Genomic DNA, 11,431 nt, shown 5'->3' on the forward strand with positions numbered 1-11,431 from the left:
TATCAGTTAACGCTTTTGTTAACTCTATTCGATCCTCCACTCCGTGCCGTTATTTCTCCAGGCTATTTTTTGACCTAGACCTACTAAGGTAAGGTCAGCCGGAATCGGTCTCCATGGACTGGGCGGCACTGATTCGAGAACGGTATTGGAACCGCCACCCTTTTGAGAGTTGTTCGACTGCGGATTCCTGCGAGAGCTTGGAGGGGTATGTGGGGGCGACTGATGGTTTTCATTGGTCTGCGGACCCGGCCCTTCAAAGTTGTCTGGCGAACTTGACGAATTGCGGTGCTGGGGCCCCTGGCTGGACTGCTGGGGCCCCTGGCTGGACATGGGCGGTGGATTTCGCGGCGACTGCTGCGAATTTGTGTTCTTGGGGGGTTGGAAGTCGTCGACATTCTTGAAGAAGGCCTTTTTCGCCGCCTGATAACCGGCCATCGCCTTCGCGGATTGGGCGGCCCTGGCTGTGCGCAGTGCAGCGCGGACGCTATTGATCCCCACACCCCCGACGAAGCCGCCCAGAAAGCTGAGCCCATAGGCGATGTAGCCCAAGTTGGCATTATCGTCGTTGGTCGCCGTCAAGTAGGCTTGAATGCCTAGCGCCGCTGCGTTGGCAGCTACTCCGCCTATTCCTGCAATATAACCGAGGGTGATACCGATGCTCGCCGGTGCCGTCCAAGGCATCGTGATTACTGATACGCCCAGCATCAAAGCGGCGATGCCCACCCCCAACCATGCGCTCCACGGCGTCTTCGGCTTCTCGGGCGGGTCGACATACGAGGGGGGATCGCGATGCGGCGAAACGCCCTCAGAGCGGTGCCCGGTTGGGTCGCGCCAGTTGACTGGGTTGCCCAGGGCATACAGGTAGGGGTTGACTCCCGACTCTTCGGGGCTAAACGAGTCCGGGCTGTGGAAACGCATCAGCGCGGGGTTGTAGGCGCGATAGCCGCTGCCTAACAGGTACCAGCCAAGTACCTCCTCGCGGGCTTCGCCATTGAATGCCAGGAGGCTGCGCATGCCGTTGTCTTCAGGCCGTTCGCCGTAGGCACTATAGTCTGCATGGCGGGTGCCGTCAGCATCGCATTCGCCGATGACGCTGCCGGGCAGGTCGCTTAGCAGCAGTTGCGTGGCGGCGGGATCTGTAGGGTAGCGCTGTACCCCCAAGGGTTGGTTTGCGCCATACAGGTACTGTGTGAGCACACCGTCTTGCGAGGTGCACTGCAGTTGTTGGCCCAGGAAGCGGCGGGCGTCCTGCCGGGTGCCACGGTGCAGCGAGCCCACCAGCACATTATGGCCATCGTACTGGTATTCGACCAGAGGCGTCAGCCCGTCGGCATCCAGCACTCGTTGCAGGCGGCCGAGGGCGTCGTACTCCAGCTTGCGTCCTTGCTCGTCATTGAGCATGTTGCCGAGTTCGTCGTAGTCGAAGGCTTGCTCTTCGGGGTAATCCTCAAGCAGCCGATGCTTGACTCCTGACAGTTTGAAACTGCCATCGGAGGCATAAGTAAAGTCAGCCCTGTCGGTGTTGCCATCGGCAAATACGGTTTGGCAGCGGGTGAGGTTGTCCAGCTCATCGAAGCGGAACAGCTGGCTGCTGATCGGCCGCCCCTTGGCATTGCACGGCAGTGCCTCCCCTTCACAGTAGTGCGCGACCAGGCGGTCGAGCTCATCGTATTCGAAGGTTTCCTTACGTACCTCTTTACCACCGCGTTCCAGGGTGCGGTTTTGCAGCATGTCGTTGTCCAGCCAGGTCAGGGTGATGACCTGTATTTCACTGCCGGTTGCGCTCAGGGTTCGTTTTACCTCGCGTCCCAGCGAGTCATAGTCCTGCGTGCACTGCACATGGCGCTCGGCATTGGCGCTGTCGCGGGTGGTGGTACAGGCGAGCAAACCTTGGCTATTGTATTCGAACGCCGCTTGCAGGGTGCCCTGCTCGATGCTGGTGACCCGGCCCAATGCGTCATGGCCATAGATGCTGTCGTGGACATCGGAGTGCTCGAGGGCCCTGATTTGGCCTTGCAGCGAGTAGCGGTAGTCGCTGCGATGCTTGAGCTGGCCGGCGACCTTCCAGGATTCTGCTGCCAGGTAGCCCTGATCGGAATACTGGTATTCGCGGCTCCCATTGCTGTTGCCAGCAGTGGAAATGTCTGCGCTCAGCGGTTCGTATGCAAAATTGGCTTGCAGAGTGCTGTTGGTCAGTACCTGCTCATCCATTTCGATACTGGCGTTCACGTGAGTGGGTTGCGCGGTCAACTGCGGTAAGTACTGATAGCCGATCACCCGCTTGCGCATGCCCTTGGCGGTGCTCTGGAGGGTGTAGGCGGTGCGTTTTTCCACCAGCTGGGTTGTGCCGTGGTAGGTGTATTCTTCTACCCGCGGGCCTACTTTGAGTTTGGCCAAGCGATCCAGGCCGTCGAACGCTCGCTCGCAAACCGTCTGGCTGTCGCTGGCGCCCGCCTTGCGCACCTGCAGCGAGGTGGTCAGCTCGCCGGTGCTCTGCGGGGCAAAATGACGGATCAGTGCGGTGCCGTCCGGGCGCACGGTCTCGGCCATACGCCCCCAAACGTCGTAGACGTATTCGGTGACGCGTCGTGCTGCCTGGGTGCTGCTCTCAGTGAAACTGAACGTGTCTTTGATACAGCGGCCAAGCCCGTCATACACGAAGTCCGTGCGGCCCGCCTGAATGGCTGGCTGGTCGCCCCGCTCGAGCTGGCGATACTCGAAGACCGGTTTATTGAAGGCATTGAGTTGGCTGACTTGTAGCTGTTGCTTGACCCCCGGTGCATCCGGGCTCTCGCGCCAGCGAGTGACAAGATCGCCACCGTCACCGAAAGGAGTTGCGTGCGTCACCTCCTTGATGCCATCTGGGCGAAGCACCTCGCTGCGCGCGCCCCAGCCGTCGTAACCATAGCTGTAGTTGCGGGTCACATCTGGCGCTAGCGCCTGAGTACCGACGATGTCAGGCGGGTAGTCGTAGAAGGTTTCGCCGATCAGGCGGCCCACCGAGTCATAGCGCTGTTGTGACACAGTGTACTGGAGGCGCTGTTGCGGGTTGCCCGGGGCACTGACCTCACGCTCTTCCCTGATCTGCCGGTTCTGGCCGTCGTAGACGATGCGCGTGAGCACTCCTTTGGCATCGATGACTTCTTCGCAGGTGCGTGTGCGGCCGTCTTCGCTCAGACGCGGATAGGCAAAGCGGCGGGTCGCCTTGTATGCCGGTTCGTCTGGCGCTGTGGTGTGCTCCACGACGCGATTGAGCACATCGTATTGATAGCGGTTGACCACGCCCAGGGTGTCTTGCTCTTCGACCAGTTGGCCACTGAGGATCGACTGTGCCGAACGAGTGGTGGCCTCCAGGGTGCCGCACGGCGCACTGTAGGTCTCCCGGGTCTGCATCCAGGTAGGTTGCCCTGCAGGGTCATTGATCAACTCATAGCGCCAGCGGCGGCCCGCCGAAACACCATTCATGCTGAACTGATGCTGATCGATTCGGCCGTGCAGAAGTGGCTTTTCAGGCATGTTCAAGTAAGTACGATGATTGCTGTGCAACAGCGTCTCATGTTCCTCGCCCTGCTCGGGGGTGACCGCGAAGGTGTCTTCCTGCTCGAGCGCGAGCCAGCCATCAGGCAGCGCGTTGTAAGTGCTCTGGCGCAGGCCGGGCAGCTGCACATAGCGGTAACGATTACGTTTGATCGGGGCTGCTGGCAGCGTGTCATCATCAACCGGGGCCGGGTAGACCGTCTCGCACTTGAGGTTACGCACGAAACCTTCCGGGTCTGCCGGGCAGCCGTCGCTTTGCTCCTTGGGATAGTACTCGCGCACGGTGCGCATGCCGTTGGCCTGAATTTCTTCAACCAGATTGCCGCTGGCGTCATAGCGGGTTAGCTGGGTTTCATCGCGACGGTCTTGCGAGTTGCCTTCCAGGGTGAAGGTCTTGGTGACCTTGTGCGGCAACTGGAAATAATTCGGCTGGTCTGCGAATTGCCGATTGGCCAGTTCGTGATAGGTGGTGCTGACGGTTTCGATGCAGCCTTGCTGGGTGGTGACCTGTTCGGTCATCAGATGGAAACGGTTGAAACTGCGCTTGACGGTGCGCAGTACCTGGCCATCAAGGTAGTGGCTTGCCGTGGATTCGTAGCTGAAGCCGGCCTGTGTCGATTTGTAGAGGTTGTCTTCGCCGCCTTCGGTCCAGGTGACGCCCGCGCCGTTGCCCAGAAAGTTGTTGCTGCTGAAGGTGTAGGTGTTTTTCATGTGGGTTGTTTCATCCAGCGGATCGGGCTGGAGAACATGTTCGGCGGCATAGGGCAGTGTTTGTGCAACCCCGGGAAGCGCGTGGCCGTCTTCCTTGTAAGTCACTGTCTCGACACCACCTACCGGGTTGCTCAAGCGGGTCAGGTAGTACGACCCGCCGATGGCTCGATAGCTGAACTCCCATCTGGCCTGATCGGCACCGGGCAAAGTCATACTGATCAGTTGGTCGCCTTGCAGGCCCAGGCTGAACCGGGCTCGGGCGTCAGTCTCTGGTTGCAGGTCCAGCAATACCTGGTCGTTGCGGCCGTAGTCGATGTTCAGCAGGGTGCGCTGGCTGTCGTCTCGGATCGTCGCCAGGCAAGGCTGGCCATTGACCGGGGTGTAAAGCAGGTCGATACCATGCCCCGAAGGCGCCAGCACTCGAACCGGCAGGGCCACTTCAAAGTTGGGGGCCTGTGGCTCAAGGATCTCGGTGAGCCCAGACTTGTGCGCGATGCGAAAGCGTTTTTTTTCCCCCTCGCTGATATTGCGGAACTGGAAGCTTTCCAGCTTGCGCTCCGTGATAACGGCGGTTTCTCCCGGGCCATTGTCGGCGACATGGAAGCTCTCGCCGGTGTGCAAGTCAAGCATGCCGTTGGGCACGCTGAACCTGGTCAGTTTCAAGCTCCAGCCGATGCCAAAGCCGGTGTTGCGTTCGTTCAGGGGGTTGAAACCCAGTTGCAGGGGCAGGTTGGGGCCGCACAGCGCGTTGGCGTTGAGCTCCGGCAAATCGATACCGAGCGTATATTGGCCGGTGCGTGGATCGACGCTGCCTTGAACGAAACTCATGAAGTTGAACGCATTGGAATGCAAAGACATACCGTGTTCCTCGTGAAACCACTCAGCTCAGCGGGTGGGGGGGGTAGGTGAAGTTACAACGACCACTTTGCCGAGGGTGTCGCGCTTGACTGTACCCGTGCTTTTGCCCTCTACGACGATACCCAAACCCTCTTTGATAAAGTCGTTGGCAATATAGGTGTTGAAGAAATAATCAACATCCTGATTGTTCAAGCGTGCCGTATGGTGCGTGGTTTTCAAGCGCAAACTCCATTCGGGTTCACCCGCCTTCATATTTCTGGAATACAAGGTGATCAGTGATGCAGACGGTATGTCGTCCATTTGAATTTTGCGCGGTGTGCCAAGTCGAGTGTCGCCGCTTGTCAGGTCAAGTGTGAAGGTGCCGCCCTTGGTAATTACAGGGATGTTGAGTGCCCGGGAATCCTGGTCGGGATCGGTAACGATAATGACCCCTGATTGAAGCGGAGTATTTTCATGTGTCATGACAGAAACCTCATTGGTTAAGCGCTTCACTCATCTGGGTGTGAGTCGCCAATGTCAGCGCAGGTTCGCGCGCAGGGCCTGTAAAGCCTGATCAAAGGCTAGGAGAGTTGGCCTTAAGGCGCACCTAGTAGTTTTGCCAGTTGTCCGGCTTATTCAGGGCGGTTTATAACTGAGTTCAGATCAGTCGCAGGCGGTACACGGTGGGCAGGGGGTAACGCCTTCATTATTTATCAACCGTCAACGGCGTTATTCAGCCATTACCACGGTTGGGTATCCACCGTCTTTAATCCGAGGTCGTTAAACATGAGTGCGCAGCACAGAGCATTGCTCGAGGAACCAGAAGTTCCTGATTTGAATGAATATGATGAAGTTGATCTGACGGCATTGGGTGGCCGGAACCTGATGACCTACATTAAATATACCGGTATGCAAGATGGAGACTTTGTTCGGCCCCGTTGGGTGGGTGCCAGCCCGTCCGGCGAGGCGTTTGATGATGTTACAGCGCAGCTTCAAGTTGGCCCGGAGGATGTGGCCAATGGGCTTGAGGTCACTATCCGCAACGACAGGCTCCGTGCCGCCGAAGGGGGTTGGGCGTTCTACTCTTATCAGGTCAACGATGGGCAGGAGTCCCTGCGTAAGTTCTGTTACGTAGGGCTGCGCGCACGGACCGAACCGGAAACCCTTTCGGTGCTGCATGCCTTGCCGTCACATGGCTTGACACTTCAGCCAGGTGCCTTGCCCGCCGGTGGGGCAATTACGATGCTGGTTGCACCGTATCAGGCCATGCAGGTAGATGACACGATCACGCTGCAACTGGTGGGGTATGACGAGGACGGAGTGGAGGATAGCGTTTGGTCGCGTACGCTGACCGTGACAAAAGACCATTTCGACAAGATTCCATTGTCTGCCGATGTGCCCAAAAACTGGTTCGGTTTCTTGGAAAAAGGCTACATGGAAGGCTTCTACCGCATTGACCTGGTGGACGGTGGTAGTGTCGATTCGCCTCTGCAGCGCTGGGAAATCGACTCGAAGGCAACGTTGCCCGACCTGCTCGCTGCCCCGCGCATCGAGGGCCACAGCGAAGGTGACCCTCTGGACCCGACACAGTTTCGCAATGGTTTGGCCATTGCGGCGCCGGCGTATCCAGGTATGCAGGTGTCTGACCATGTTGTCCTGCATTGGCGCAGCCCGGCGGGTGATTTGGTCCAGGCGGCGCGGGTCGATCCCAGCAGCCTGGCTGCCGGCTCGCTTTTTTTTCGAGTGCCCGTCGAGAATGTGATGCAAAACGCCGGTAGCAGTGTGCGATTGAGTTACCTGTATGGACGTAAGGGAGGCAACTTGAGCTCGAGTGAGCTTCAGGTGACTGTGGCATTGATACGGTCGCTGCCTGCCGCCGATGTAAGGGGTGCCATTCCAGAAGGCCCGGCTGATGCTGGCCGCATCCCCGGCCTTGAAGCCAAGGACGGGGTTTACGTCGTAGTGCCTGCAGACACGCTGGCCCCAGGGGAGCTTGCCGAGGTGCACTGGATGGGCCAGTCAGCGCTAGGCCAGTACATAGCCAAGGAGCCGGTCAGCCCGGCCAACCCGCTTCGCTTCTTCATTCCCAAAGACTATGTGCCAGCCAATTTTGGGCGCGGCGAAAAGGACGAGTCCAGGCGCTTTCAGGTGTTTTACCGGCTGATCGGTGCTACCGGCCAAGTCGACTCGGCGCCCTACAACCTTCGGATTACGCCGGTGCCCAGCACCAGCTACCCACAGATTACCTGCACGCAGGCCGATGCAGGTGGGCTCTCTCTGGCGAAGGTACCGGCAGCGGGGGCCGACCTGGCGTTGGGCACTTGGCTGTTCGGTAAGCAGGGCCAATTGCTGACAGTTGCGGTCAGTGGCGTGACCGCGACGGGCGAGGTCGAAGAGGTGATTCTGGACAGCGCTCCTGTCACTGCCGAGCAAGCCGAGAACGGCGTAAGGGCGAAGTTGCCCAAGGCATTTCTGGAAGGGTTGACAATGGGCGAAAGTTTTACCATTTCGCCACGGCTCAGTTTTGACGGCGGCGTTTATTTCACGCCGTTTAGAAGTATCACACTGACGTTGAACCGCTAGAACCAACTGACCGACCGCCCTGTGGCCAACGCATTGCTACTGCGCCATTAAGGGCGGGCGGCCTCAGGTTCCAAGTGCAACACTCAGTTGATAGTGTTGAGCCGATTGGTTGCCAGCAGTTGCAGATGATCCGTCAACACTTCAACAGGGAATTTCCAGCCCAATGTCTGACGAGGTCGGGTGTTGAGCAAGTCGGCAATCTCGTCCAGCCGCTCCTGGCTAACCAGCGACAAATCGGTGCCCTTGGGTAAGTACTGCCGGAGCAGGCCGTTCGTGTTCTCGTTGCTGCCTCTTTGCCAAGGGCTGTGCGGGTCAGCGAAGTAGATCTTCATTCCCGTACGAGCTGTCAGCTCTTGATGCTTGGCCATCTCGCTGCCTTGGTCATGGGTCATGGTTTTCAGCAGCGCCGGTGCCATACGCGAAAGTTCTCGCGTCATCCCCTCTAGCGCGGCGTCTGCGGTGGGCGCATCCAACTTGGCCAGGATCACGAAACGGCTCGTGCGCTCGACCATCGTCGCTACTGCCGAGCGATTGTTCGCGCCCATGATCAGGTCGCTTTCCCAATGACCTGGCACTTGTCGACCTTCGACCTCTTCAGGCCGGTAGCGAATATTCTGTTCAGCTGGATAGCGCTCGCGCCGAGCTGGCGCAGTGCTGCGAGTACGCCGCTTGCTGCCGCCCTGGCGCAGGTAACCAATGAGTTGACGCTTAAGCTCGCCGCGTGGGTATGCATAGATTGTCAGGTAGATCGTTTCGTGACTCACATGCCGCTCAGGATTATCAGGCCAGTAGTCCTTGAGTCTGGCGGCAATTTGCTGAGGAGACCAGCCCTTGGCCAACATGCTGTGTACGACCTGGAACAGTTCAGAACCAGGGGCAAGAAGCTTGCTGCGCCTCGGGACGTGTCTGAGGGCACGGGCTCGAGCACCGGCAGTGCTGGCGTCATAGTGCCCAGGCTGCGACTGGCGCCGCACCTCTCGACTCAGCGTGCTGGGTTGGCGCCCAAGAACTTGGGCGATGGCTCGCAGCGAGGCGCCTTGCATACGCATGATCATTAGCGTTACGCGCTCTTCGATGGTCAAGTGGGTGTAGTGAGTAGTCATGCAGCACCTTACCTCGGGTGTTGCACTTGGTCACTGAGACCGCCGCGTCTGCGGATACCCAACAACGTGCGTCGTACCTGTTTTCTTTAGGCATTTACATGGCCTGAGGACAGGTGTCGCTCGCCTGTTAATGAAGACTCGATTGTCTGGAGATACATTAAATGGCCAAGCCCACACTCGAAGAGTATTTGTCTTACCTGAGCGTCGAACCCCGCACGAAAGGGTGGGGCGCCTTGCTGGTTTATGACCGGTTTAAAACCAACATGCTGTTGGCGCAAGAACATATCGAACGGTTTGATGGCAGTCACTGGTTGAAACCGATCAGCCTGCGGGTGGAAACGGAGGGCGGCAGCTGGACGGATATTTCTGAGTTGACGCTGGACAAGCCCAGCCTGTCGTTCGTCAATTCCAACATCAGTAGTTCGGCTGCCCGTTTAAGCATGCACGTGTCGGGGGGCAAGTTCAAACAACTGCGCAGAACGCCCGGCAGTGGTCAAACAGAACTGGTAGGGCTTTCGCGGCTCGATCCGTTGAGCGCCCCGGCTGTACGCATGAACATCAACCTCAATCAAAGTAATAACGGTACGATCACGGATGAAGGGCGAGTGACCTTGGACCTCTCCCAGGGTTCGGCTTACACCTTCGAAGTGTCGAGTTGGAAAGACTTGAACGAAAAGGTCGGCAGCGCCATTCAGCGCGCCTTCGCAGCGCTACCGGCCGAGGAGCGGGTGTGGGACTTGAACACTCTCAAGCCTGTCGAGGGCGAACTCAAACCCACGTCTTTTGCGGTGCGTACCCATTCGTTGGCCAAGGCTGGGCAATCGATCGTCAGCAGTGATCCGGCTGAGCTGGACGAGGGCGCAGTGGTGGTCGGCGTCGCGTTCAATGGTGCACGGGGGGGCGACTTCCCAACCCGGGACGAGGACATGCCGTACTTGTTGCCGGAGTCGGGTTCCTCGGATCCGTTCACGATGAACCTGCTGGTGGGCAACGATGTCTGGAGCAAACAGGTGCTTGCCCAGATGTTCAAGAAAGTCCCGGGTTATGAAAACGAGCAACCGGAGTATGAGTCGCAGGCGGGTTTCATTACCCAGCTGACTTGGCCGGGGCTCACCCTTACAAGCCCCGAGCAGACACACCGTTTTTCAACGCCTCCTTTGTATGAAGGGTTGGACGGTGCAATTACCGCCAGGCGCATCGATGGCTTCAAAGCATGGCGGTTTGATTTGCTGAGGACCTCGGTGAACATGACGCTTGCTTCAAAGGGCGGCGTTATTGTGCTGGAGTGGAAAGGCCAATGGCCGCCGTCTGAAGATGGCCACCCGGTTCTGGAGTCTGACGAATTTGTCTGGAGAGCCAATGGGGGCAATGGCAGTCTGGCAGTCAAATATCCGGTGGTGATTGACTATACGTGTCGGCAAAACTTTGCACTTGAACTCGAGACCGCTGGCGAGCACAAAGGCCGTGTCAAAGTGGTGAAAAAAGAACAACAGATCGATGTTGCTCTGGCTCAATACGACGGTCGGCAATTCGTGTGGTTGGAAGAAGTATTCAAAACAGCCCAAGACCTTTTCAAAACTTCTTTCAAAAACGCGTTCGATCAGGTGGTTACGGCGGTTGCGTCGGCAGGCGCGTCTATCGATGTGCTGCGGTTGAACGGTTTGCTGTTCCGTGGCGAGCAAATCGCTGAGCCTCGGAACCTGCAGGTACCTGGCGACCTGTCATTGCTGGGTACTTTGGCACCGAAGCTCACCGCATTCGCCGTCGAACCGCTGGAAGCCACGCTTTCTGCGGGCACCACACAGACCTTTAGGCTGGCGCCACTTCCTGGTGCAGCTGTGGCCTGGAGCCTCGATCACCTGCCAGGTGAGTCAGGGGACAAGGGCACCATTGCCAACGGTGTTTACACCGCGCCGGCAAGCGACGCGATCACGGGGACGTCCAAGCGGGTCATCGTTACCGCAACGGCCGGTGATCAGGTCAGCCGGGCGTTGGTGACCGTCGTGCCGCAGGGCGTTTCGGTTTTCCCCTTCATGCTCAGCGGCCAATTCTCTGACCAGTCGCCTGCCAAACCATCCCGTTACGTTGTGGTCGGCGGCAGCCTGGGCGCTCCGTTGAGCTGGGCGATGAAGCCGGGCTCCAAAGGCACCCTGCGGTTACCGGGCGCTGAAGATTCGGACCTGGACATTCCGGTGGACAAGGAAACGCGTATCTACGTCGCCCCAACCAGACAGCCGGGGGCTTCCGGTACAGTCGATTTTCTGATGCAGCTGGACACGGTCACCGTGAGCTCGGGGGCACACACAGAGGCCATGGATGTGGTTATTCCGTGGACAACCACCACTGCCGAGATAAGGGTCACTGCGCAAACGGACAATACCCTCAAACTGGCCTTGTGGGTACAAAGTTGGGACGAGGGCGATGTGGAGATACCGCCTGCGGACACGCAGTGGTTTCTGGTCAAGGGCGAGGGCGATCTGTCAACGACAGGGATCTACACGCCGGGTGCGGAAGGTGACTACATCATCGTTGCCGCGTTTGACAAGACTTCCACGCGGCTCCCTCTATGGGACTACGCAGTGCTGCCCATGCCCTACGAGCAGACCCACATCGAACTGGTCGAACATGTCCAGGTGCACAGCACTCAAAGGAGGAGCTGA

5 protein-coding genes are annotated in these 11,431 nt (G+C 58.5%); 2 read left to right on the forward strand and 3 right to left on the reverse strand.

Translation table 11 applies throughout. From position 1 onward, the window contains the following. Nucleotides 1–24: 24 nt before the first annotated feature. Both ACMGF5_RS16060 and ACMGF5_RS16065 read right to left on the reverse strand, forming a co-directional pair. Entirely contained in the window at nucleotides 25–5,106 is a 5,082-nt protein-coding gene (locus ACMGF5_RS16060; RefSeq protein WP_414156961.1) for an RHS repeat domain-containing protein, read from the reverse strand. A 27-nt stretch (nucleotides 5,107–5,133) separates the two neighbouring features. After that, a complete protein-coding gene (locus tag ACMGF5_RS16065; protein ID WP_115275599.1) occupies nucleotides 5,134–5,568 on the reverse strand; it encodes a hypothetical protein in 435 nt (144 codons plus the stop codon). Between the two features lie 303 nt (nucleotides 5,569–5,871). On the opposite strand from ACMGF5_RS16065, the gene ACMGF5_RS16070 reads away from it, so the two are divergent. Then, nucleotides 5,872–7,668: a hypothetical protein gene (locus ACMGF5_RS16070; protein WP_414156962.1), complete on the forward strand. Its 1,797-nt coding sequence runs from the start codon at nucleotides 5,872–5,874 to the stop codon at nucleotides 7,666–7,668. A gap of 83 nt (nucleotides 7,669–7,751) precedes the next feature. Here the strand turns inward: ACMGF5_RS16070 and ACMGF5_RS16075 are convergent, their stop codons facing one another. Next, a complete protein-coding gene (locus ACMGF5_RS16075) occupies nucleotides 7,752–8,771 on the reverse strand; it encodes an IS30 family transposase (protein WP_237858433.1) in 1,020 nt (339 codons plus the stop codon). A gap of 161 nt (nucleotides 8,772–8,932) precedes the next feature. On the opposite strand from ACMGF5_RS16075, the gene ACMGF5_RS16080 reads away from it, so the two are divergent. Then, nucleotides 8,933–11,431 (forward strand): hypothetical protein, encoded by a 2,499-nt coding sequence (locus tag ACMGF5_RS16080; protein ID WP_414156963.1) that lies wholly within the window; start codon nucleotides 8,933–8,935, stop codon nucleotides 11,429–11,431.

The organism is Pseudomonas sp. BNK-15 (genome assembly GCF_047456105.1).
Classification (GTDB): domain Bacteria; phylum Pseudomonadota; class Gammaproteobacteria; order Pseudomonadales; family Pseudomonadaceae; genus Aquipseudomonas; species Aquipseudomonas putida_E.

Excerpts from the sequence above, each read along its gene's own strand:
- ACMGF5_RS16075 (WP_237858433.1), bottom strand. The coding sequence starts at position 8,771 with ATGACTACTCACTACACCCACTTGACCATCGAAGAGCGCGTAACGCTA.
- ACMGF5_RS16080 (WP_414156963.1), top strand. The coding sequence starts at position 8,933 with ATGGCCAAGCCCACACTCGAAGAGTATTTGTCTTACCTGAGCGTCGAA.
- ACMGF5_RS16070 (WP_414156962.1), top strand. The coding sequence starts at position 5,872 with ATGAGTGCGCAGCACAGAGCATTGCTCGAGGAACCAGAAGTTCCTGAT.
- ACMGF5_RS16060 (WP_414156961.1), bottom strand. The coding sequence starts at position 5,106 with ATGTCTTTGCATTCCAATGCGTTCAACTTCATGAGTTTCGTTCAAGGC.
- ACMGF5_RS16065 (WP_115275599.1), bottom strand. The coding sequence starts at position 5,568 with ATGACACATGAAAATACTCCGCTTCAATCAGGGGTCATTATCGTTACC.